22 protein-coding genes are annotated in these 24,164 nt (G+C 41.9%); 8 read left to right on the top strand and 14 right to left on the bottom strand.

Going from position 1 to position 24,164, the window contains the following annotated elements; all coding sequences use genetic code 11:
- Positions 1-261: 261 nt before the first annotated feature.
- Together QUB80_RS09390 and QUB80_RS09385 are read left to right on the top strand one after the other, a co-directional pair.
- Positions 262-894, top strand: a complete 633-nt coding sequence (locus tag QUB80_RS09390) for a pentapeptide repeat-containing protein (protein WP_289789237.1) — start codon at positions 262-264, stop codon at positions 892-894.
- 213 nt (positions 895-1,107) lie between these two features.
- On the top strand, positions 1,108-2,097 hold the full coding sequence (locus QUB80_RS09385; protein WP_289789236.1) for a WG repeat-containing protein: 990 nt from the start codon (positions 1,108-1,110) through the stop codon (positions 2,095-2,097).
- A gap of 11 nt (positions 2,098-2,108) precedes the next feature.
- On the opposite strand, the gene QUB80_RS09380 is transcribed toward QUB80_RS09385, so the two are convergent.
- From QUB80_RS09380 to QUB80_RS09370, 3 genes are all read right to left on the bottom strand, one after another.
- Entirely contained in the window at positions 2,109-2,939 is an 831-nt protein-coding gene (locus tag QUB80_RS09380; RefSeq protein ID WP_289789235.1) for a CPBP family intramembrane glutamic endopeptidase, read from the bottom strand.
- Between the two features lie 227 nt (positions 2,940-3,166).
- Positions 3,167-3,448: an ATP-dependent Clp protease adapter ClpS gene (clpS, locus tag QUB80_RS09375; RefSeq protein WP_289789234.1), complete on the bottom strand. Its 282-nt coding sequence runs from the start codon at positions 3,446-3,448 to the stop codon at positions 3,167-3,169.
- A gap of 45 nt (positions 3,449-3,493) precedes the next feature.
- Positions 3,494-3,622, bottom strand: coding sequence for a hypothetical protein (locus QUB80_RS09370; RefSeq protein ID WP_289789233.1), 129 nt, complete (start codon positions 3,620-3,622; stop codon positions 3,494-3,496).
- Positions 3,623-3,743: 121 nt separating this feature from the next.
- On the opposite strand from QUB80_RS09370, the gene QUB80_RS09365 reads away from it, so the two are divergent.
- Positions 3,744-4,103 (top strand): hypothetical protein, encoded by a 360-nt coding sequence (locus tag QUB80_RS09365; protein ID WP_289789232.1) that lies wholly within the window; start codon positions 3,744-3,746, stop codon positions 4,101-4,103.
- Positions 4,104-4,412: 309 nt separating this feature from the next.
- On the opposite strand, the gene QUB80_RS09360 is transcribed toward QUB80_RS09365, so the two are convergent.
- Positions 4,413-4,607 (bottom strand): hypothetical protein, encoded by a 195-nt coding sequence (locus QUB80_RS09360; RefSeq protein ID WP_289789231.1) that lies wholly within the window; start codon positions 4,605-4,607, stop codon positions 4,413-4,415.
- A gap of 443 nt (positions 4,608-5,050) precedes the next feature.
- On the opposite strand from QUB80_RS09360, the gene QUB80_RS09355 reads away from it, so the two are divergent.
- The 4 genes from QUB80_RS09355 (at position 5,051) to QUB80_RS09340 (ending at position 11,552) form a co-directional block, all read left to right on the top strand.
- Entirely contained in the window at positions 5,051-5,371 is a 321-nt protein-coding gene (locus QUB80_RS09355; protein WP_289789230.1) for an STAS domain-containing protein, read from the top strand.
- 164 nt (positions 5,372-5,535) lie between these two features.
- Positions 5,536-8,241, top strand: a complete 2,706-nt coding sequence (locus tag QUB80_RS09350) for a TIGR03960 family B12-binding radical SAM protein (protein WP_289789229.1) — start codon at positions 5,536-5,538, stop codon at positions 8,239-8,241.
- Between the two features lie 562 nt (positions 8,242-8,803).
- On the top strand, positions 8,804-10,852 hold the full coding sequence (gene rne, locus QUB80_RS09345) for a ribonuclease E (RefSeq protein ID WP_289789228.1): 2,049 nt from the start codon (positions 8,804-8,806) through the stop codon (positions 10,850-10,852).
- A gap of 4 nt (positions 10,853-10,856) precedes the next feature.
- Complete coding sequence (locus tag QUB80_RS09340; protein ID WP_289789227.1) at positions 10,857-11,552, top strand: ribonuclease HII; 696 nt, start codon at positions 10,857-10,859, stop codon at positions 11,550-11,552.
- A gap of 377 nt (positions 11,553-11,929) precedes the next feature.
- On the opposite strand, the gene QUB80_RS09335 is transcribed toward QUB80_RS09340, so the two are convergent.
- Positions 11,930-12,523 (bottom strand): DUF1997 domain-containing protein, encoded by a 594-nt coding sequence (locus QUB80_RS09335; RefSeq protein WP_289789226.1) that lies wholly within the window; start codon positions 12,521-12,523, stop codon positions 11,930-11,932.
- 255 nt (positions 12,524-12,778) lie between these two features.
- On the opposite strand from QUB80_RS09335, the gene pheA reads away from it, so the two are divergent.
- Positions 12,779-13,669 (top strand): prephenate dehydratase, encoded by an 891-nt coding sequence (gene pheA, locus QUB80_RS09330; protein ID WP_289789225.1) that lies wholly within the window; start codon positions 12,779-12,781, stop codon positions 13,667-13,669.
- A 56-nt stretch (positions 13,670-13,725) separates the two neighbouring features.
- Here the strand turns inward: pheA and QUB80_RS09325 are convergent, their stop codons facing one another.
- The 9 genes from QUB80_RS09325 to QUB80_RS09285 form a co-directional block, all read right to left on the bottom strand.
- Entirely contained in the window at positions 13,726-14,376 is a 651-nt protein-coding gene (locus QUB80_RS09325) for an LON peptidase substrate-binding domain-containing protein (protein ID WP_289789224.1), read from the bottom strand.
- Positions 14,377-14,556: 180 nt separating this feature from the next.
- A complete protein-coding gene (rpsJ, locus tag QUB80_RS09320; RefSeq protein ID WP_008232935.1) occupies positions 14,557-14,874 on the bottom strand; it encodes a 30S ribosomal protein S10 in 318 nt (105 codons plus the stop codon).
- Positions 14,875-15,234: 360 nt separating this feature from the next.
- Positions 15,235-16,464 (bottom strand): elongation factor Tu, encoded by a 1,230-nt coding sequence (gene tuf / locus QUB80_RS09315; protein ID WP_289789223.1) that lies wholly within the window; start codon positions 16,462-16,464, stop codon positions 15,235-15,237.
- 22 nt (positions 16,465-16,486) lie between these two features.
- Positions 16,487-18,565 (bottom strand): elongation factor G, encoded by a 2,079-nt coding sequence (gene fusA / locus QUB80_RS09310; RefSeq protein WP_289789222.1) that lies wholly within the window; start codon positions 18,563-18,565, stop codon positions 16,487-16,489.
- Between the two features lie 150 nt (positions 18,566-18,715).
- Positions 18,716-19,186 carry a 30S ribosomal protein S7 gene (gene rpsG, locus QUB80_RS09305; protein ID WP_289789221.1) on the bottom strand — a complete coding sequence of 157 codons (471 nt, stop codon included), beginning with the start codon at positions 19,184-19,186 and terminating at the stop codon, positions 18,716-18,718.
- 601 nt (positions 19,187-19,787) lie between these two features.
- Positions 19,788-20,162, bottom strand: a complete 375-nt coding sequence (rpsL, locus tag QUB80_RS09300) for a 30S ribosomal protein S12 (protein WP_016860906.1) — start codon at positions 20,160-20,162, stop codon at positions 19,788-19,790.
- Positions 20,163-20,454: 292 nt separating this feature from the next.
- Complete coding sequence (locus tag QUB80_RS09295; RefSeq protein WP_289789220.1) at positions 20,455-20,778, bottom strand: HesB/IscA family protein; 324 nt, start codon at positions 20,776-20,778, stop codon at positions 20,455-20,457.
- Between the two features lie 146 nt (positions 20,779-20,924).
- Positions 20,925-21,344 carry a phosphomannose isomerase type II C-terminal cupin domain gene (locus tag QUB80_RS09290; protein WP_289789478.1) on the bottom strand — a complete coding sequence of 140 codons (420 nt, stop codon included), beginning with the start codon at positions 21,342-21,344 and terminating at the stop codon, positions 20,925-20,927.
- Positions 21,345-21,723: 379 nt separating this feature from the next.
- Positions 21,724-23,832, bottom strand: coding sequence for a phosphodiester glycosidase family protein (locus tag QUB80_RS09285; RefSeq protein ID WP_289789219.1), 2,109 nt, complete (start codon positions 23,830-23,832; stop codon positions 21,724-21,726).
- Positions 23,833-24,164 lie beyond the last annotated feature (332 nt).

The raw sequence follows: 24,164 nt of genomic DNA, 5'->3' as shown, positions 1-24,164 counted from the left end.
CTGGTATTGCTGATTTAGGGTATAAAAATGATTTTGTTAGTTACCAAAACCCTTATAGAGACGCGAAATTACCCTCCAAGAACGCCTGGGGCGTACGCATCTCTACATCTAAATTCATACTATGATTCAGCAACGCCTGTATTTTTATCTTCTTCGTGTTTTTTGTGAAGAGAAGCGGTTCTATGAGCACCTACATGGTTAAATAAATTTTTAATGAACCTAAGTTACTCAAAAAAGCGAAGAGGATTCTCTATAATTTTTATGAATATAGAAGCTATTAAATCAGGAAATCTTAAACACTTACCAGGTACAGATTTAGAAGACGAGGATTTATCTAACCTTGATTTAAACCGCATCAATCTTGCGGGTGCTACCCTTGTTGGTACCAACTTTGCTGGTTCCAAACTAGAAGGGGGGCATTTAGAAGGTGCAAATTTGATGGGGGCAAATCTTCAAGCAACCGACTTACGGGCAAATTTGATGGGAGCAAATTTGATGCAAGCAGACTTAACAGGTGCTGACTTACGAGGTAGTAATTTGAGGGGCGCTAACTTCATGGGAGCAAGACTGAGTGAAGTATCACTGACTGGTGCTTTCTTGAGTGGTGCCAACTTGATGAATGTCAATTTGCAGGGCGTTGACTTTCGGGGTGCTGATTTACGTGGTGCCAACTTGGCTGGAGCACATCTCAAAGGCGCAGACTTGAGTCGCGCAGATTTACAAGGTGCTTTGTTGAGCGAAGCCAATTTAGAAGAAGCTGATTTGCGGGGAGCGAATCTGGCAGGAGCGAATTTGACAGGTGCGAATTTGCTCTGTGCAGAGTTAGAAGGTGCGAATTTAAATGGAGTAAATTTGGAGAAAGCGTGTCTAATTGGCACACTAGTAGAGAAATAAAGTATTAGGGTTTAGGAAATAATTGGGATTGGCACTCTCAGCAGCAAAGCAAAGGTATAACTATTTCAACGACTCTTTTTCAACCGCATAGATGAGTGCGTTTCCTCCGTGCAGTCAGTCAAAACCGAACAATCTCCAGGCGATCACTCCCAACAGTACGCTTGAGACTAATATGATGATTTTACCCATTGGTATAGTTACTTCCCACTCATTATGAGCATTAACAATAACGTTAACTTTGCCATTCCACCGCAGTTTGATTCAGTTTTAGGCTTTTGTGAAGGACTGGCATTGGTAAAGGTATTTGATAAGTGGGGCTATATAAACAAAAGTAGTCAATTTATGATTGAACCACAATTTGATTATTTGGCGCTTGCTCCGACTTTTTCTGAAGGGCGAGCATGGGTGGTTGTTGAAAGCAAGGTTGGCTATTTCGATACAAATGGTCAAGTTATTATTGAACCTAAGTTTGATAATGCTGGCGACTTTTCTGAAGGATTAGCTCCTGTCATAATTGACAATAGAAGTGGTTATATTGACAAGAGTGGCCAAATTGTTGTTGAACTAGAAAATAATTGTGTTGGTGGATACTTTTCTGAAGGATTGGCAGATGTGGTATGTGTATCTGAAGCCAATTCTCCCAAATGGACTTATATTGACAAGACTGCTCAGGTAGTTATTGAACTTGAAGTTGATTGGGCAGGAGAATTTCACGAAGAATTAGCATTGATAGATATTGGTAAAGAAAATGCCTTATCAGGCTATATTGATAAGACTGGTCAGGTTGTTATTCAACCACAATTTTATAGATCTAGACCTCGGAGCTTTAAGGAAGGTCTAGCATTGGTAAATATTGATGATAAGTATGGCTATATAGATAAAAGTGGTCAGTTAATAATTCAACCACAATTTGACGATGCTGGGAACTTTTCTCAAGGATTGGCATATGTCAAGATTGATGACTACTACGGCTATATAAATAAAAGTGGTCAATTTACAATTCAACCACAATTTGACAATGCTGGGGACTTTTCTCAAGATCTGGCAGTATTTTCGACTCTCCGGAGTGACAACAAGTACGGCTATATTAGCAAGAGTGGTGAGGTAGTAATTCAGCCGCAATTTGATTACGCCGATCAATTTCAAGAAGGATTAGCAGCAGTAGCAATTGGCGATAAGTGCGGTTATATTTGCCATCCTTAGAATTTATCAAATCAAATACGCGATCGCTCACCTTTCCCCCGCATCCACAATACTAAAACTCCCAAAAACGCCAACCCCATCACCCCAGCTAAGGGATTCTTATTCACACCCGTCACCCAATCGGGAACTCGCCCAGAATATTTCACCAACTGCCCGACGTTGATAATATACCAGCCCCAAACTAACCCTGCATGTATACCTATTGGGAAGCCCAATCTTCCCCGACAACGGCGTTTTGCCCATACCAATGCTAACCCCAAAAGTAATAACCCCAAAAATTGGGGCGATGTGCGAATTACTTCTGACAAGGGTTTAATAAAGTGAGCGACAGCAAAAATTGTCGCAGTTGCCCACAGTACTACTGAAGGGTTGTAATCGCGTTGTAGTTCATCATACATCCAGCCTCGAAAAAATAATTCTTCGGCAAACGCTGTACCCAAACCAGTAATTATCCCTTCTAGAACAAATCTCAATTGAAAAGAACTAGTTTGCAGCCACTCCAACCAACCCAGCAATCCTTCTAAACCAAACAAAATCAAAATACTGACGAATCCAATTGCTAAACCTCTGAGCAGTTCTACTCCATTCTTGCGCGTTAGTTCTAAGCCATAATGCTGGAATATCTGTGGTTGCTGATGAACGTATTTGCCCCAAAAAGGAAGCAAAATCAAAAATTCAATGGCTAACGGCACCATTGTGAAGATAATAACTAAATTAGGATCTTTTACCAGTAAATATATAGGTGCTGCTATGGGCAACCACAATAGCAACAAAATCAAAATAAAGATAGCCAGTCGAATCGGGAAAGAATGCTGGGCTAGAGAGGTAAGGTTTATTTTCATGCAGCAATAGGCTACTCGCTAATCGTAGTCATACCATTAGCAAATAGTAATTTACAATTCAATACCTTCACCGATTTTCTGAAACACCCACAGGCTGGGGAGGCAGCGAGAAGTCTGTAGACGCTTTGCGGCTTCCGGCGCTCAGAACTTCGGAGCTTGGTACGTATAGCAACACCCTTCTAGGGTGTTGGATTTTGGCGAAGGTATTTACAATCAGCAAGCAATATTTATTCTTCTGGTTCAATAGTGCTAGTCAAACCATGATTTTTCAAGGTTTCACAATAAAATTCCGCGTGTTCTTGAGCGCAGGTAATGACTAAAGCGATGCCATTGGTATGAGCTTCCATCATAATACTGACAGCCTGGGGTTGAGTAAGGCTTGGCACTGTAGTCAATAAAACCTGCACCACATACTCCATAGAGTTGTAGTCATCGTTATGGAGCAAAACGCGATACTGAGGCGCTAATTTACGGGATGTTGAACGCTTCTCTAGGGTTTCTAGTGACACGGCTCTTTGCTCTCTTGTGTTATTTACTACAACAGAAGTTTTTGTTTAGAAGTTATTTGTATAGTTGCTTAACTTATTGTATAGCACCAAGATTGAATATTGGAGCAGGACAATGACTACAATTGCTAGTTGAATCGCTCTAACTACACGATCGCTTGGCTGTGGCGTACTCATATTTTTTTTGCCGCCTTTGAGCGTCAATGTATTGTCGCTACAAGTTAGTTATATTTAGCTTTTAAAATAAAAAAATAGCAACTAACAGTGGTTACCACTAAAGACAGCCCTGTGATTGATTATGGAGATTGTCTCAGACTTTCAACCAGGACAAATAGTTTACCTAGAGCATGGCGATCGCAGGCTCTATGCAGAAGTAATTCAAGTTGTGCTTTCCCGTCAATCGTGCTGGGTACGTCCTTTGCTACTTGTAGTCTACTCTTGGGAACCCCCTTTAACAAGAGATTTGCGAGCGGCATCAGATCTACTTTGGCCTTTAAATTTATTCCAGCCTGCCTTAGATACAGAAATAATTTCTATATTGAGTGAAGTTTTAGCTAAAGAAGCCAAACTCGGAATAGACACAATTACTAAACAACAACTCAATCAATTTATTTATCAAGTTTGGCACGCATACAAAAAGGATAATGGCCCAACATAATACTTCATCTTTGTAATACCAAATTGGCACGCGGGAGTCTTGTTTCAAAATTCTGGACTAGCCTATGAATAAAATGTTTTTAATCCAAAATCCACGCATTGGTATAAGTTATTCCGCCGCCATCCTTGATGCGCTAAATTGTCTTATACATCAGTGTTCTTAAAAAAACACCAGCAGTTATATCAATCAGACGCTCATGCTGCTGCGTCATTTTTGTAGAAATTATATTGCCAATTTTTCAGTTAATTTCAGGTACTTGTTGTTGTAATTGACTTAAATATTAGGAAACACATTACTAACAAACTACCATCAAATACTAGGAATCAACTGAATTCGACCGGCATCCATTTCTGCCATCAATAATTCTAGAGCCTCGTAATCAACATCAGAAATATAACCCATTGCCGTTAGTTCTGAGTTAATTTCATTTTCAATTTCAGGAGTTAGTTTTTTAATAAAAATGGCTTTTTCTACTAATTGACGAATAACGTACTTTGTTTTCATAAGTAATAAACCAACTAAATTGTATAGTTATTATCCCAGCTGCACCTCAGTATAAATTGTGATTACACACTTAGTTTTAGGTGATTCAAATCACAGTTAGTAGGTGATTTTAGTCATAATTGCTTAAGACTTTCACCAATACTAAAAACCAAAGTCAAGAGATTTAATCTCAGTTTCCTGTCGTTATGTACGAGTTTGAGTAATAACTGAGTAATAACTTATGTAGGAATAATAGGCATAGCAAACTATTATTGAGCCAAATTTTTAATAAAAAGTATATTTGACTACAGTTTTTTGGGTAATTGTGACAATCTTTAAACAGAGACCTCAAAGGAATAAAGATTCGACTAAGAAACTTAATACGAATGGTCGATGTGGGAATAAAGAGTTTATGTTCAAATACATCTATCTTCATAATTTAGAAATTTTCATAGGATGTCACGATGCAAGCAGTACTTAAAAATCCAAAAATAACAGTTATTCGTCCTCAAGGAAGTTTAAACGCTGCCAATGCTTTGGAATTTGAGCGAAATCTAACCGCAGCATTGACACAAAATGATAATAGTTTCTTGCTAGTGGATTTAGAACAAGTAGAGTCACTAGACAGTGCGGGCTTAATGGCATTGGTGTCGGCACTTAAACTAGCTCAGAATTTAGGGCAACGGTTCACTCTTTGCTCTGTTTCCCCATCTATTAGAATTATCTTTGAACTTACTCAACTTGATAGAGTATTTGAAATATTGGAAAGTCAAGCGGCTTTATAAGCCGCTTGCTTTGTGAGAGTAGCAAAGATTGCTTAGAGGCTAAATGTTAAGTTTTTTCGCTTCAAAGACCTTAGCACGAAGCAATCAGCGCTCTCGCAAGCCATAATAAATGCTAAGGTTGGAGGTGAATAGCAGTAATTTAAAATCGCTAGAAGAATAGCACAGTGGCTGTTGCAGTAGAAAAATTAATCACATCGGACATACTCAAGCCAGCTCGTTACCTGGGTAACGAGCTTTTGGCAGTACACAAGCCGTGGCATCAAGCAGTCATCCGTTGGGTGTTAACTTACCCAGAAGTATACGAAGTAGGTGCTTCTAACTTGGGGCATATCATTCTCTATAACATTTTGAATGCCCAACCACGCCAGTTATGCGATCGCGCTTATCTACCAGGACAAGACCTAGCAGCAAAACTGCGATCAACTCAAACACCATTATTTGCCGTAGAATCAAAGCGATCGCTGATAGAATTTGATATTTTAGGATTTAGCCTCAGCTATGAATTAGGTGCTACTAACATTCTAGAAATGTTGGATTTAGCAGGTATTCCCCTGACGTGGCGAGAACGATTAGTGGGAAATTATCCTCTGATTTTTGCAGGAGGACAAACGGCGACATCCAATCCTGAACCCTACGCCGATTTCTTCGACTTTTTTGCCTTAGGTGATGGTGAAGAACTCTTACCAGAAATTGGCTTAGTTTTAGAAGAAGGCAAACAAGCTGGATTAAGTCGTCAAGAGCTATTGTTGGACTTAGCCCAAATACCGGGTGTATACGTTCCCCGGTTTTACGACATGGCGGCAGACGGTTCGGTACATCCCAACTGTCCAAATGTTCCCAAACGCATTCTCCGCCGGGTTGCCACCCCGATGCCAGCCTATTCGATTGGACTAGTTCCCCACGTTCAAACAGTACACGATCGCCTAACAATTGAAATTCGGCGTGGATGCACTCGCGGCTGCCGCTTCTGCCAACCAGGAATGTTAACACGCCCGGCGCGTGATGTAGAACCAGAACAAGTGATAGCAGCGATAGAAAAAGGAATGCGGGAAACTGGATACAATGAGTTTTCTTTGTTATCCCTAAGTTGTTCTGACTATTTATCCCTGCCAGCAGTGGGAGTAGAAATTAAAAATCGCTTGAAAAATGACAATATTACTCTGTCTTTACCCAGTCAACGCGTAGACAGGTTTGACGAGAATATCGCCAATATCCTTGGTGGTATCCGCCAAGGTGGTTTAACTTTTGCCCCTGAAGCTGGTACCCAGCGAATGCGAGATATCGTAAATAAAGGTCTGACAAACGAAGAATTACTGCGAGGTGTTAAAACAGCTTGGGAACAAGGTTGGGATAAAATAAAGTTATATTTTATGATCGGCTTGCCAGGTGAAACTGATGCCGATGTCCTGGGAATTGTAGAAACTGTGATCTGGCTACAGCGCGAGTGTCGCTCCAAAGGTAGAAAACCTCTATCATTTAACTTGACAATTTCCAACTTTACACCCAAGCCTCATACACCCTTTCAATGGCACTCGGTTTCTACCACCGAGTTTAAACGCAAGCAGCAATTGCTACGGCAAGAATTTCGCCGTCTCAAAGGAGTGAAAGTAAATTTCACCGATGTTCGCATCTCGGCAATGGAGGATTTTATCGGCCGAGGCGATCGCACTCTTGCTCAAGTCTTGCGTCGCGCCTGGGAGTTGGGAGCAGGCATGGATTCTTGGTTTGACAACATCGAACAAGCATACAATGCTTGGGGAAATGCGATCGCTGAAGCAGGATTAACCTGGAAATATCGCCAGGTTGAAAATGGTGAGTGGAATTTGTTCCAAAAAGAGGACACAAGGAAAGAGGACACGGGGAGGTGGGGACACGGGGAGGTGGGGAACATTTTTGATAATTTCTCCGCGTCAGAGCGTCTCAACCTCTTTGCATCTAATCAAACCCCGTCATCCACTCAATACTCCCTCGACAAACCCCTTCCTTGGGATCACCTTGACACTGGTATCGATAAAAAATGGCTCAAAGAAGACTTAAAACGTGCTCTCGAAGCTGCTACTGTACCAGACTGCTCTTTTGATGGTTGTTCTCACTGTGGTGTTTGCAGTACTGACTTTGGTCACAATATCGTAATATCGCCACCTCCCATACCGGAATTTACTGGGCAATTTGTACCAAATACAACTAAAGTTCAACGACTGCGGGTATGGTTTGGCAAGCAGGGTGATATGGCCTTACTTAGCCACCTTGATTTAATGCGTCTATTTGACCGTGCGATTCGACGTGTTGGATTGCCTATTGCTTTTACTGGTGGTTATCATCCCACACCCCGCATTTCTGTGGCTTGGGCTTTGCCGTTAGGAGCTACCAGTAGTGGAGAAATTGTCGATTTTGAGTTAACTCAATCTCTTGATGTTAATACTTTTCGACAAACATTAGCGCAAGCACTACCCAATGATATTCCTATTTATGAGGTGGTACAGTTAGATTTAAAAGCTCCTGCCGCCACCCAAGTATTAGACGCTGCCGAATATTTGCTCACTGTAGATACTCAAACACCAGCAACACCCTCACAATGGCAAGGTTGGATTGATACAATTGAGCACAAAAAAGAGATTTGGTCAGAACAAACAACAAAGTCAGGTAAAAGCCAACTCATAAATCTGCGCGATCGCCTATTTGAACTCGAACTGATGCAAATCACTTCCAATTCCCCAGAGTCAGTAGCGATATTGCGTTATCTGGGAAGTTGTCGTCATGACGGCATACTATTGCGTCCTGAACAAATTCTGTTTATGCTAGAGCAGGTAGCAGGTTTAGAATTCCAACTGCTACATATTCACCGCAATCGTCTTGTTTTGCGGGATTAATACCCTGAGGGTAATTTGCTACGTTAATTGCCCTCTGGTTCTACATAATAGGAATTGATTTTTGACAAGGTTGCGTTAGAATGAGATGAAGAGAATTTTTCTGGCGCTGCATTGAGTTATCTGATCCACAACCCTGGTAATCAGGGTTTGAAAGCAAAGATTTAGAGAGTAACATCTAGGATTTTATCCCAGACCAGCAGAGGCAAATTCAAGAACACTCTCTCTTGATGGCTAAACTACCTTGTGAATCAGTAACTAATAACAGGCTACGTCGGCTTCTCTAAACTTTATGATTTTTAAAACAATGCCGAATGCCCAATTCCTAGAGGATGAAGGCGTCGTATCAGAAATTCACCACGGACGGGTGATTAAATTGCTTAAATAATATGCAGCCGTTGTGGAATAATCGGGCGTGTAAACGCAATTACGGTCTTAATAGCTCTTTAAGTTTGGGCTTAGGTTCGCAATTTTTATTACCAGCAGCGCCTTTTTGGGCTTGCAGGGGTAACAGGATCAACAAACCCCCAAGTCTTTTTGTGCTGCCGATTTTTGAGGAAATTGAATGCCAAAACAAATTATTATCGCGGAGCAGCATCAAATAGCTGCAGTCTTTTCTGAAGATCAAATACAAGAACTTGTTGTAGCCACGGGACATCACCAAATTGGTGATATCTACTTAGGAGTAGTAGAAAATGTATTACCTGGTATAGACGCAGCTTTTGTAAATATTGGCGATCCAGAGCGCAACGGTTTTATTCATGTCACTGATTTGGGGCCTTTGCGACTAAGGCGTACAGCAGCAGCAATTACAGAGTTGCTGGCACCACAGCAAAAAGTTTTGGTGCAAGTAATGAAAGAGCCAACAGGTACAAAAGGGCCGAGGCTTACAGGTAATATTACTTTACCCGGACGTTACGTAGTATTAATGCCCTATGGACGGGGTGTAAATTTATCCCGGCGAATCAAAAATGAAAATGAACGCAATCGCCTGCGAGCATTGGCGATTTTAATCAAACCAGCCGGAATGGGTTTGCTGGTACGCACTGAAGCTGAAGGTAAGCCAGAAGAAGCAATTATTGAAGATTTAGAATCCCTACAAAAACAATGGGAACTCATTCAGCAAGAAGCGCAATCAACTCGTGCGCCAGCACTACTAAATCGGGATGATGATTTTATCCAGCGTGTACTGCGAGATATGTACGGCGCGGATGTGAACCGAATTGTTGTAGACTCCAGTACTGGCTTAAAGCGGGTGAAGTTGTATTTGCAAAACTGGAGTGGCGGACAGGTACCGCAAGGGTTGTTGATTGATCATCACCGCGATCGCACAGCAATTCTAGAATACTTCCGGATCAATGCCGCTATTAAAGAAGCGCTCAAACCCAGAGTAGATTTACCCTCTGGTGGCTACATCATCATTCAGCCTACCGAAGCATTAACAGTAATAGATGTCAACTCTGGTTCGTTTACGCGATCAGCAACAGCCAGAGAAACAGTGTTGTGGACAAACTGCGAAGCAGCAACAGAAATTGCCCGCCAATTGCGCCTGCGAAATATTGCTGGCGTAATTGTTGTTGATTTCATCGATATGGAATCGCGGCGCGATCAACTGCACGTTATCGAACATTTCAACAAAGCTTTGAAAGCAGACAAAGCTCGTCCTCAAATTGCCCAATTAACTGAATTGGGTTTGGTAGAACTGACTCGTAAGCGTCAAGGCCAAAATATTTACGAATTGTTTAGCGAAACTTGTCCTACCTGTGGCGGCTTAGGACATATTGTTCATCTGCCTGGAGAAACTGAAGGGCGATCGCTGGCACCAACACCACCAGTAGAATTACCCGAACGCTTTCCACCCACACCTGTGCCTATCAAAGAACCCCGTTTGCCATCTACCCGTCAAATCGAACCACGGGAAACTTACGATGGATTTTCAACGGAAGGTTACGAGCATGACAGTGACTTAACTGCTATCAATTTAGTTAATCATCCTAGCTATCAAGAGATAGGTGATACTAAAAGACGTCGTCGTCGTCGCTTGGGATTGAATGGAGGCAACGGCAAAGACGAACCACGTATTCATGGCAACCAACTGGCTTTAGTAAACGAGTCAGACATGGATATTGATGCAGAAGGAGAAATTGCAGAAGTTTCAGACATATCTCCAGCAAATCTTAATAAATCACCTTGGGGTGAAAGGAGCGAGCGTGCAAAAGTTTCTAGAGTCGAACTAGTTAAGCCAGTAGTAGAACCACCAGAGATTGTGTCTGTAGAAATGACACCACCCGAACAGGATGTTTACGCTTTAATGGGAGTTTCTCCTTTGGTGAAATTAAACCGGGAAGTGAAAAATCCCAAATCCGTGATTATTAATGTCACATTACCTGGGCAAGCTGCTACTTCAAGTGAACCAACTCCAGAAGTAACTACTACAACAGTATCTAGTACCGCAGTTACACCAGAAGAAGCAGAACCATTGCCTCAAAATATAACAGAGGCATCGGCGGTTGCTGTGATGGCAGATGAAGCTGAAGCAAACAGCACAGATAATCGTCGTCGTCGTCGTCGTTCGCGTGCTGCCGAGGTAGATACGTCCACCTCAGAAACTTAAATTTATGGTGCCAACAGAGCCATCTATTGCTTCTGGAGATTTACCAGAACCCTTACAAGAAGCAATTTGGCTAGAATTTTCCAACCTTTCCAACATTCCTGGACTGATAGCAGGTGTGGATGAAGTTGGAAGAGGATGTTTGTTTGGCCCTGTAGTGGCAGCAGCCGTGATTTTGCCAAAGAGCGCTTTGTCGGCACTAGTGGCAGCAGAAATTAAAGACAGTAAAAAGCTGTCTAGCTCTCGCAGGCACAAGCTAGCTCAACAAATCCGATCTCTGGCAATAGATTGGAGAATTGGGTTTGCTTCTGTTGCCGAAATTGACCGAATCAATATCTTACAGGCAACACTTTTAGCTATGAAACGAGCTGTTTTAAAGCTGAAGGTACAACCTGCACTTTGCTTAATTGATGGCAATCAATTGATTCAAGATTTAGCATTGCCGCAGCAAACAATAGTGAAAGGAGATGAGCGATCGCTGTGTATTGCTGCTGCGAGTATTTTGGCCAAAGTCTGGCGAGATGAACTAGTAATACGCTTTGCTTCTAAATATCCTATGTACGACTTAGAAAGCAACAAGGGTTATGGAAGTAAAAAACATCTACTAGCATTACAAAAATATGGGCCTTCACCCCTACATCGCCAGTCCTTTCGCCCTTGCCAAATTAACATTGTTAATCCTGAGTTAAGCATTCCGAAATAATATCAAATTCATCACACAATGCTTGTATTCCTAATAAGGAGGAGTTTTGTAAATAATTGCTAGGGAAAATAATCAGCAGATAATTTAAGCATTAACCACAGATACACCCAAATCCGCACAGATGAATTATACAAAACCGGTAGTGGATAAATTCCCTTTTTGTATAGCCCCAGGCTTATAACCTGTGGGACAAAAGGGGAATATAAAATATGGATTTGGTATCAACTGTATTTGTCTGCGTATATCTATATTTTGTTTAAATAATGGGATTATTATTTCTAGCAGGTGACAGGGTTAAAAGTCTTTTGGTGTTTAAGTTTTATCATCTGTTGATGTCCTAACCGCTTTGGCTGTTGCTAGCAATTATTGATAGTAGATTACTCAAGATTTAAAATTGGTAATTCTGTGATTTCATCATTATTAACTAGTCTTTCTTCTTGAAGTTGCGATATTACCCAACGACGATAATCTGCTAGTAATTGATGTAATAATCGTTGCTTGATTGTTAACAGTACACTCTTCAGTAAACCATTACCAGTCGCCTCTAAAATTGGTTTTGGGGTAAAGCAAAATGGTGGTGGTAATTCCACCTGTACTTCTAAATCGGCTCTGCCTCGTAAACGAGAACCAGTACTGAACTGAGATGGAGCTAAATATCCTTTTAAATTTAAATCAAAGCGTTGGTTGATATACTCAATACCAAGAATTTCACAACCTAGCGATCGCAAATAGATTGTGTCATTTGATTCTATCCACACTTTCATGTCTACAGTGGGTTGAATACTCAGTGACATGAAAGAGAGAGGACGCATTTTCAAGCGAAAAATTTCTTCTGCCAACTGCTGGATGCGACTAGAATCAACCAACGCATAAACAAGGCGTTGAGGTTGACGCAAATAGTGCTGGATGGGAATAGGCTGTTGCGGAACAGTAATTTCTACCGATTGAGAGGCAGTAAACTGAATAGCCATGCGTTAATAAAAATAATTGTTTTATAATTCTATTATTTTTTACTTTATGACACTTTGTTGCATAAAAATAAAATTGAATGGACGAGATTGACTATTTACTTGCAAAACTATATTAATTTATAGTTATCCATTATTTGCATTTGCAAATTAAAGCTAGTATTCAGTCAAATAAATACAAATTATATAGTGTAGAGTGTTGCGAGAATTTTATTAGTGCAACCTTCGATTAAAACTAACAGCTAAATAATTAATTCTATGACTCTATTGATCGCACATTTGGGGCCTCCCGGCACTTACGCAGAGCAAGCAACTCTTCTGTATGTTAATTGGTTAGAAAAAATAAAGGGATTAAAAACTATCTTGTGTCCTTATTCCAGTATCGCTCAAACACTACGAGCAGTTGCTCAGGGAGCAGTTCAGTTAGCTGTTGTACCAGTGGAAAATTCCATTGAAGGTAGTGTAACTATGACTATAGATACACTGTGGCAACTAGATACTTTGCAAATTCAGTTGGCTTTAGTTATGCCAATAGTTCATACATTAATTTCCTGTGCTCAAAGCTTAGAAAGTATTAAAACTGTTTATTCTCATCCACAAGCTTTGGCACAATGTCAAGGATGGTTGGAACGATTTCTCCCGTCTGTACAGCTAATTCCTACTAATTCCACGACTGAGCCACTGCAAAAACTAGAGCAAGAAACAACAGCAGCAGTAATTTCATCCCGAAGGGCTGCACAACTCTATAATTTACCAATACTAGTCGATGGCACTAATGATTATCCTGAAAACTGTACTCGCTTTTGGGTAGTAAGCCAGGCTAATGTGTCAATCACCAACCAACCATCTTCCATAAGAAATAGTCACACATCACTCGCTTTCAGCGTACCAGCAAACGTACCCGGAGCATTAGTCAAACCGCTACAAATTTTTGCTCGCTTAGGTATTAATCTTAGTCGAATTGAATCTCGTCCAACGAAGCGATCGCTAGGAGAATACTTATTTTTTATTGATGTAGAAGCAGACGCTCGTGAAGCTCAAATGCAATCTGCACTACAACAACTAACAGCTTATACAGAAATATTAAAAATTTTTGGCAGCTACAATGTTTTACCGATTAGTGCTCTTGGAGAAGAAGTTAATAGTTAATTGCTAATTTTTCATTGCCATTAACCATTAACTATTAGCCATTAACCACTAACTACTTATAACTTCTGATTAAAAGTGTCTTTGAGAACGGTACGAGCTGCTAAATGATTGCGCGTAGAAGTCAAAATTTCCGCTTCTCGTTCCAGACGAGCAACTGTGTCTTGCATTTCTAATAATGTTTGTTGCTCAGAAGCAACACCATAAAGGTTACTTGCTACCCAATAAGATAGCTCTAAAGGTAGATCGGGTAAGTCTTCTGGTAATTCAATATTTTGTTCTGTTAGCTTGGCAGATAGACGTACAACATCTTGCAGTAGTTGTTCTACCTCAGCCGCTAGAGGACGCAAATCCTTAGCAGGTGGATTATCTTCAATCCACTCAACCAAACCGACATAGTAAGGTTTTTCGCGAACGTATTCTAGCACACGAAACCTTTGCTGCCCTAGAGTCAACATTTTCATCCGGTCATCTGGTAACCGTTGATAATGAATGATTTCTGCACAGCAGCCAACATTAGCAACTGTACCTTTAGCCGGATCGACCATTAAAACCCCAAACCTACGATCGCTCTCCAAAATTGTATTCATCATGATCCGATATCGGAATTCAAAGATATGCAGGGGTAATGGTCTTGTAGGGAATAAAACTACTTCTGATAATGGGAACAGAGGTAGTTCACGAACGGCAATTTTAGAAGAAGACGTCATTTTTACCTTGGTATAAATTTAACCTTTGATAATATTTATAATTTTGTATTATTCTCTGTCTTTGCCGCGCTTTGTCTACATTCTATCATTTGTTTTTCCAGCTAAATAAAAAGCCCTGAAAGATATCTCTTCCGGGGCAAGTAAATATTCACACTAAGCAGTGCTATCAGCTATGAGCATTTAAAGCTTCACTTCAATATCTACACCAGATGGTAAATCCAGTTTCATCAAAGCATCAATGGTTTTGGAAGAAGGCTGATAAATATCGATAATGCGGCGATGAGTACGGGTTTCAAAGTGTTCCCGCGAATCTTTATCTACATGGGGCGATCGCAACACGCAGTAAATGCGGCGCTTTGTTGGTAAGGGAATTGGGCCGATCGCTGTAGCATTAGTACGGTTTGCTGTATCTACAATCTTCTCGCAAGATGTATCTAGCAAGCGGCGGTCAAAAGCCTGTAAGCGAATTCTAATTTTCTGCTGCTGTAAGGTTGCCATTTTTAATTGTCCTGGTTCTGATTAATGTTTACAAGGGGTTAGGGGTAAAAAACTTACAAACTAGTTATTTAGTGAGTGATTAAATCAAATCTGCTTGCCAATCGCCTGATTTCACACTCAACATAGACGCACATAGTAGCGTGGCTTTCTTGAAGGTAGACAGAATTTGACAGAAAGCCGCGATGATAGTCGCTTAGGACTAAAAGGGTATTTAAAATGGGGATTTGGTGTTAGCGATACTTTCGAGCTAAAACTTTTATCCCTAATCCCTAGTGTTTAGTCCCTCTTAATAGAGGGAAGTTAAAAAAGCAGAGAGGTATTATACCATCTCTGCTCCTTCTTAATTAAGCTCAAGAGATGCTACTTTACAATCTTGGAGACAACGCCAGCACCAATGGTGCGACCACCTTCACGAATAGCAAAGCGCATTCCTTGCTCAATAGCGATCGGGTTGATCAGTTCTACAGTCACCTTAATGCGGTCTCCGGGCATTACCATTTCCGCTTCAGTACCATCATCAGAGGTGAAAGTCTTAATCGTGCCGGTCACATCTGTTGTCCGCACATAGAACTGAGGACGGTAACCAGCAAAGAACGGTGTTTTGCGACCACCTTCTTTTTCGGTTAAAACGTAAACCTCACCTTCAAATTGAGTGTGTGGAGTGATAGAACCAGGCTTGGCGAGTACCATACCTCGTTCGATGTCAGTCTTCTGGATACCGCGCAAAAGTATACCAGCGTTATCACCAGCCATACCTTCATCGAGACTCTTCTTGAACATCTCAATTCCAGTAACGGTGGTAGAACGAGTAGGTTTAATGCCCACCAATTCCACGTTATCGCCGATTTTAACTTTACCCCGCTCAATCCGTCCTGTTGCTACAGTACCGCGACCTGTGATGGAGAATACGTCTTCTACAGCCATCAAGAAAGGCTTATCTACATCGCGCTCTGGAGTGGGGATGTAAGAGTCTACAGAATCCATCAGTGCGTAGATCTTATCTACCCACTGATCTTCACCCCGTTGAGTTTTGGGATTACTGGTCATTTTTTCCAGCGCTTGCAAAGCAGAACCTGCTGTAATCGGAATATCATCACCAGGGAAATCATAGCTAGAAAGCAATTCCCGGACTTCCAATTCCACTAGTTCTAGCAATTCTTCGTCGTCCACCATATCTTCTTTGTTCAAGAAGACTACTAGGCTAGGAACACCTACCTGCCGTGCCAACAGGATGTGTTCGCGGGTTTGGGGCATGGGACCATCAGCTGCAGATACCACGAGGATAGCACCATCCATTTGGGCTGCGCCGGTGATCATGTTCTTAACATAGTCAGCGTGTCCAGGACAGTCTACGTGAGCATAGTGCCGTTTTTCGGTTTCATACTCAACGTGAGCTGTGTTGATTGTAATACCCCGTGCCTTTTCTTCTGGAGCGGCATCGATTTCGTCGTACTTTCTAGCTTGAGCCTGACCCAAAGCCGCCAAGGTCATAGTAATGGCTGCTGTGAGTGTGGTTTTACCATGGTCAACGTGGCCAATAGTACCGATATTAACGTGGGGTTTTTTCCTTTCAAACTTTGCGCGTGCCATGAATGATCGTTTCCTTTACTAGTTATGCGTTCCCTTTGCTTTTAGCTATGATTGCCTCAGCCACGTTGCGAGGCACTTCTTCATAGTGGCTAAACTCCATTGAGAAGATACCACGACCTTGGGTCTTCGACCGAATGTCAGTGGCGTAGCCAAACATTTCTGCCAATGGGACTTTAGCAGTCACTTTGGCAATGCCCTGCTCGGAACCCATCCCCTCAATTTGCCCACGACGGGAATTGAGATCACCCATTACATCCCCAAGGAAGTTTTCGGGAACTTCAACCTCAACTTTCATCATAGGCTCTAACAGAACGGGACTTGCTTTCATTGCTGCTTCTTTAATTGCCATCGAGCCAGCAATCTTGAAAGCCATTTCCGAAGAGTCTACATCATGGTAAGAGCCATCAACCAGCGTGGCTTTGATATCAATCAACGGATATCCAGCTAAAATACCGGATTCACAGGTTTCTTTCATTCCCTGCTCTACGGGCGGGATGTACTCTTTAGGTACCGCACCGCCAACAATTTTAGAGACGAATTCAAAGCCGCTTCCCGGTTCTCCTGGCTCCAAGTCAATCACAACATGACCGTATTGACCTTTACCACCGCTTTGGCGAATAAATTTACCTTCTATTTTGTTAACGTTCTTGCGAACGGTTTCGCGATAAGCTACTTGCGGCGCACCAACGTTCGCTTCCACCTTAAATTCTCGTAACATGCGATCTACAAGAATTTCTAGGTGTAGCTCTCCCATTCCTGCAATTACGGTTTGATTTGTCTCCGGATTGACGCTGACACGGAAAGTCGGGTCTTCTTCCGAGAGAGCTTGCAGAGCTTTGGACAATTTGTCCATGTCGTTCTTTGTTTTCGGTTCTACTGCCACCGAAATTACAGGTTCTGGAATGTACAGAGATTCCAGAATCACTGGTGAGTCTTCATTACAGAGGGTGTCACCTGTTAAAGTTTCCTTTAACCCCACAGCGGCTCCTAGATCACCCGCTCTGAGTTCATCGACATCAATTCTGTCATCTGCTCTCAAAACAACCAGACGAGAAATACGTTCTTTCTTGTTCTTAGTCGCATTGAGAACGTAGCTGCCTTTCTTGAGTATGCCAGAATATACGCGGATGAAGGTGAGACGACCGTAAGGGTCAGCCATAATTTTGAATGCCAGAGCTGACAATGGTTCTTCATCGCTGGCGTGACGCTCAACAGTGTCGCCATTTGGTAGCGTACCTTGAATTGCGGGTACATCAATTGGCGCTGGCAGGTATGTTACGACTGCATCTAACAACTTCTGTACACCTTTATTTTTAAAGGCGGAACCACAAAGCAATGGCACAATCGTACCTGCAATCGTACCTTTACGGAGAGCAGTCTGGATTTCGTTCTCAGTAAGTTCCTCACCCTCGAAGTACTTGGTCATCAAGTCATCATCGGTTTCAGCTACCGCTTCAATTAGCTTGGTGCGGTACTCTTGGGCTAGATCCTGTACTTCTGCGGGAATATCAGCTTCTTGAATATCGGTTCCTTGGTCGTTGTTGTAGATGAAGGCTCGCATCTTCACCAAGTCCACAAGACCTCTGAATTCGCTTTCACTACCAATAGGCAGCTGGATGGGAATCGCATTAGCCCGCAGGCGATCGCGTACCTGTTCGTATACTTTATAGAAGTTTGCGCCGGTGCGATCCATTTTATTTACAAAAACAATGCGCGGAACTTTGTAACGGTCTGCCTGACGCCACACCGTTTCTGTTTGCGGCTGTACACCACCTACAGAACACAAAACTGTGATTACACCATCCAAAACCCGCATGGAACGCTCTACTTCTATTGTGAAGTCTACATGTCCAGGAGTATCAATAATGTTTATTTGATGATCTTTCCAGCTGGTGCTAATTGCAGCAGCAGTAATCGTAATACCCCGCTCCCGCTCCTGTTCCATCCAGTCCGTGACAGCGGTTCCTTCGTGAACTTCACCTATTTTGTGAATAATGCCAGAGTAAAATAATATTCTCTCTGTTGTTGTTGTCTTGCCCGCATCTATATGCGCCGCAATACCAATATTGCGTACTCTCTCTAGCGGGATCGTACGTGCCACAGCTGCCTCCTATACTTTTCGCCTCATGATATCTTGTATATTACACTTTGTTAAGATTCTATCCTTTTCGGTAAACCGTCATTTTTTTTGTAAATTCACGATGATAGTTCATACCGCCTTTGGGAAGAGGCGATACATAGTGGCTTAATTTTAGTAACGATAGTGTGCGAAAGCCTTATTTGCTTCTGCCATCCGATGCGTCTCTTCACGCTTGCGAATAGCGTTCCCAGTCTCGTTGGCAGCATCCATCAATTCTTGAGCCAATTTGCCAGCCATTGTTCGACCTGAGCGTTGCCGAGAAAACTGTACCAGCCAACGCAGTGCCAAAGTTGTACCCCTCTCAGAACGCACTTCCATCGGTACTTGGTAGGTAGCACCGCCAACCCGCCGAGCTTTTACTTCTACCAAGGGCGTTGCATTACGCACAGCTCTTTCAAAGGTTTCTAATGGATCATTACCAGTGCGTTCCTCAATACTTTTCATAGCATCATAGACAATCCGTGCGGCAAGTGATTTTTTACCATGACGCATAATACGACGGATTATCATGCTAACTAAACGACTGTTATAAACTGAGTCAGGCGGAACAGGGCGCTTTTGAACAACACCACGACGAGACATACTTCAACCTTAATTGGAATTTAGCTACTAGATGAATTATGTGTCTGGACAGCTTTTACACTACAATTGCAGCGATGCTGACCCATTTACTTGCTGCCCTCAACTAGAACATACAAGGCGACAATATTATATACCTTAATAGTTAATTTAAAATGCTGCTGTCGCTAACTGCATTCTAAAGATTTCTTACACTCATAGCAAATGTATAGGTGCAAGTTGAGGCTTTAACTAATTTAACTTGATTTTTTAGACAACCTCATACCTGAAAGGAGTGAGATTCTCAAACCACCCGCAAGTAATTGCTTTCATTCAGGTTTTATATTCTGATATGTCCAGTCTTATCTTTACGAAAGACTTATGGACTTGATCAAGATTCTCAAGCGCGAATCTAAATTATACTTGAAGGCACTTAACTAAAATTCTATCACCGACTTTTTCGAGTCATTAAACTCATACTTGTTTGTAAGAGCACTAGGCTTTATCTTTTATTTTTGCAATCAAGCGCTTGAACTGCGAATATTGCTTTTTTCAGGCTAAAGCTGATAGTTTAAGTTAAGTACCAACGCGATTAATCAAATCAGTACGATTAATCGCGTTAGTTCTATTTTTTGGGACGCTTTGTTCCATATTTGGAACGACCTTGTTTGCGGTCTTTGACTCCGGCTGTATCTAATGTGCCACGAATAATGTGGTATCTCACGCCTGGTAAGTCCTTAACCCGACCGCCACGAATCATCACGACAGAATGTTCTTGTAAGTTGTGACCAATTCCTGGAATGTAAGCTGTTACTTCAAATCCAGAAGTTAGTCTGACTCTCGCTACTTTACGCAGAGCCGAGTTAGGCTTTTTCGGTGTGGTCGTGTATACTCTGGTGCAAACTCCCCGACGTTGCGGGCATTGCTTCAGAGCTGGAGACTTGGTTTTCTGACGCGCTTTTTCGCGTTCGTTACGTATTAGCTGCTGTATAGTTGGCATGAGTTACAGCACCTGAAGCTGCTTCTATGTCTAAGTTTTAACAACAAATCCTGATTATATCTTTTTTAGTGGTTTTGTGTCAATTGTTTTTGTTGGTAGTTAGTAGATAATTATTAAGTACGGGCGGGTTTAGAAGATAAATTCTCGATTTGAAAGGCAAGATGATCAGCAAAACCCGTACGCCAGTTGCACTCGACGCGCTTAACCCGACGCCAGGTGCTTTATGCCGGGGAACCCGTCCACCGCACTGGCTCCGCAAGGGCGCACTGGCTCCCCTACTAACTACTAACCCTTAACTAATAGAAAAAGAATTACCACAACCACAGCTGGCACTTGCTTGGGGATTGTAGAAGCGAAAGCCACCGCCCATTAAATCCTCTGAATAATCCAAGGTTGAACCATTTAAATAATTACAGCTTTCCGCATCTATGATAATTGGAATACTGTTACATTCAAAGGTGCGATCGCCTGGTCTTACTGTTTCATCAAAGGACATATCATAGTACCAACCGGAACAACCACCGTGTTTAACTGCCAATCTAAACAAAAGATTTAACTTTTGCTTAGACTGCAATCTTTTTATTTCGCTGCTGGCTGCTTGAGTCAAACTAATCATCAAATTTGCTAGACAACAATTAAAGACCTTATCCTCAAATCTTACAGGCTAAGGTCAACACATGAAAATTTTGATTTGTCTGATTTAAGTGTATTTTCTTCTGGTGTTTGAGCAGCTATGTCTAGCAGCAATTGTATTGGGCGACTTTAACTATCAGTACGAGCATAGTCGTCTTGGAAACGAATAATATCATCCTCTCCTAAATATTCTCCGTTTTGTACTTCAATCAAAACTAAAGGTATGACGCCAGGATTTTCTAAACGATGAGGCGTACACTGGGGTACATATGTAGACTGATTGTTGCTCAACAGTATTTCTTGCTCACCGCAAATGACTCTAGCTGTACCAGACACTACTATCCAATGTTCGCTGCGATGGTGGTGCATCTGGAGGCTGAGACGATGTCCAGGTTTAACTTCGATACGTTTGATTTTGTATCCGCGCCCTTCTTCTAAAACTGTAAAAGAACCCCAAGGACGCAACTCAGTTGCAGCAACACCTCTAGGAGTGACGCTTGGAGGCAGTGTCAGTGCATTAGCGTGCGTTGTGTCTTGATATTGAGCCATAGTAACTTCCTGAGACATAAAAACTTTTGGTGCTATTAATAACTATTGATGAATGGCGCGATGTTGCAACCTTAAAAATTCAGTCATACATCCTATGCCAAGATAGCAAAATCACAAGTGAAGGTGTCATATGTAACTGATTGAATTAGTGTATCTATATCAAGTCTTTAATTAAGGAAAATCAAACCTTTTACTGGCTTTAAAAAAGAGGGATTAGTCAAGAGTTAGTGGTTGGTAGGGGCGGGTTTTGTTGATAATCTTGCCTTTCAAATCGAGAATTTATCTTCTAAACCCGCCCGTACAGTGGTTAGTAGTTAGTAGTTCTCCCCATCTCCTCTCCCCCTGGTGCTTTGTGTCTCCCCGTGTTCCCGTGTCCTCGTTATGGACGGGGTTGCAAGAAAATTCCTATGCCATTGTGGACACGAGCAGCTGTGTTAGGAAAACGGTCAAGAAGTTGTCCTCCTAAATAAAGGCTAGTAGAACTACCACCGTCTAAATTTAATGCATTAACACATCCCATTTGCTGCATAAGTTGTGCGTGTTCTGCCAAAGTAGGGCCAGCACCTCCTACACGATTATGCACAGCAGCAATAATGAGATTGCCTGTTGCAGTTGTACAGATAGCACTACGAACAGCTTTTTGGGCAATAAAGGCATTGCTAAAATTTTCGCCTTTGGCATCTAGTACTATTTGGCGATCTTGCAGTAGCAGCGGGCCTGCTCCCAAGATATAGGGATAACGGCTAAATTCAGTAGGAGAAACAGAACTTTCTATACGCACTGAAAAGCCGATGGGTAAAACTGAGGCATTACTAACACTACTGCCGCGTAAAGTAAGCAGATATCCATCTTGAGGAATAGGAATAGCAGTTTGTCCTGCTTTAAGACTTGGTAATTGAGCTGTAACTTGGTTTTTTTGAACAACGATAATAATTTCGTTGTCTGTTAGAGGAGTATAATTTGCTCCCCAAGTAGGAGTGTAACGGGCAATGCCACTTTGGACGTAGCCACTATTGAGAGTCAAAATCGGTAATTTTAGATTATTTAAGCCGATTAAAGATTCTTGCAGAACCAGACGACCCATATAAAATTGCCCAGAATCATTCCAGGCGATCGCTCCTCGGTTCAAAATTGGGCTAGACAACCACTGATTATCCCGACGAATCGCACCCAAAGGTAATTTGTTATTGCGGTTAAAATAACCACCGTTAATTGCTGCTACTGCTACATACTTTTGTGCTGTTTGAATTAAAGGAGCAGTGCCAACAAGGGTATCGGAATTTGTCACAATAGGTTTGAGTTTTAACCCAACGGTGCGAGGGTTAACATCTAACCAAACAACAGGAAAGCGTTCTTGACCTAAGTTCATAAATTGCTGTTGCCAGCGCAATCCTGAAGCCCAACTAATTGAACGTTGTAAAAGTGCATCTGGTCGAATGTCAATGACTAGACGATTGGGGTTAGGTAAAGTACTAACCAAAGGGGCTAAACCCAGGGGAACTTCCAGACGAACAATAGTTTGATTTTTAACTACCTCTACTTGCTTAATCAGTGGGGGGAGTGCTGGTGGCTGAGACGGTTGTTGCTCAATCCCTGGCACCTGTTGTTTTAATTGGTTTTCTGGAGATGAGAAGGGAAGAGGTAGAGATGGTGTATAGCGCTGAATTAAATCTGGAGTGGCAATACCATCTAAAGTAATTGTCCACTCTCTGGTGGTTGGAGAGGAAGGTGTAACAACTGGGCTATTCGGATCGTCGGATAGAGGTTGATTGGTCTTGACTGGTAAACCTTGAGCAATTTGCCATGGAGTAGGACTATCTAAGTTGAGAACGATGCGATCGCCAAACTCATGCTTTCCTTGGTTAATATTTGTAATTTTTGCGCTAGGTGTGGAAAGTACCAAGGTTTTACCTTGGACTTGCATCTGCCAACCAAAGGTGTTTGCAAAACGGCTAATGTCTAAATAACGGTATCCACCCGTCAACAAGCTGCTTAAAATCTGCGGCTTTGCGTTAGAGGAGTACCATTGGATTGGTTGTCTGGCTGGCTGGCTGGTATCTAATAAATCTACCCCAATCAATTGCCTGAGTGCGCCATCACTAACAAGAGTGGTGATTTGACCTTTTGAGGTGCGTTGCTGCAACCATCCTCCTGATGAGATTCGACCATTAAGAGAAATTTGATTACCATAGGATCTTACCCCTGTCTTTATAGGAGGTGCAGGCGGTCTTGGACTCGATCCTGGTATTTGCTTTACACCAGTTGAGGATTGTGCCACCCTAACTTCTAATTTCTGTTTTTTAGGAAATAGGGATGTGTTGGGGATAATGCGGTCAAGACTGGTACGGGCGATCGCATAATCATAAGTAGCTGTTAAACACAGTACTGAAAAAATTACTGGCGACACCACAACCTTGATAAATCTGCTATTGCTCTTTTCTTCAATAGCACTGCGGTATTGTCGGCAAAAATTCGACATTTTTACCATAAGTAGCTAAGTATTTTTTATAACTCTCAACTATTGCACAAACTAACGACTTTGCTAAATGTCAAAAAATAATGACCAGAGTTGTGAACACTAACGTGATAATGTATATATTGGATTTCTGTATCTGGTTGAACCAAACAGATAATGATACCAGGATTAAAACTGCTATTAAGTGTGCTAAATCACACTAGCGTTAAATCAACTATGGCAGCAATTTCAACATAAAATCACGCTGAGTTCCGACAAGTCGTATGTTACCTGATGTTTGCTCGCTAGATGAAGTTTAACTGGTAGCAAAAAAGGTGACAAAGACTAAACAGTAATAATCTAGA

It is taken from the genome of Chlorogloeopsis sp. ULAP01 (genome assembly GCF_030381805.1).
Lineage (GTDB): Bacteria > Cyanobacteriota > Cyanobacteriia > Cyanobacteriales > Nostocaceae > Chlorogloeopsis.
The sequence above is the reverse complement of the archived record's forward strand: the minus strand, read 5'-3'. Positions and strand labels throughout refer to the sequence as shown.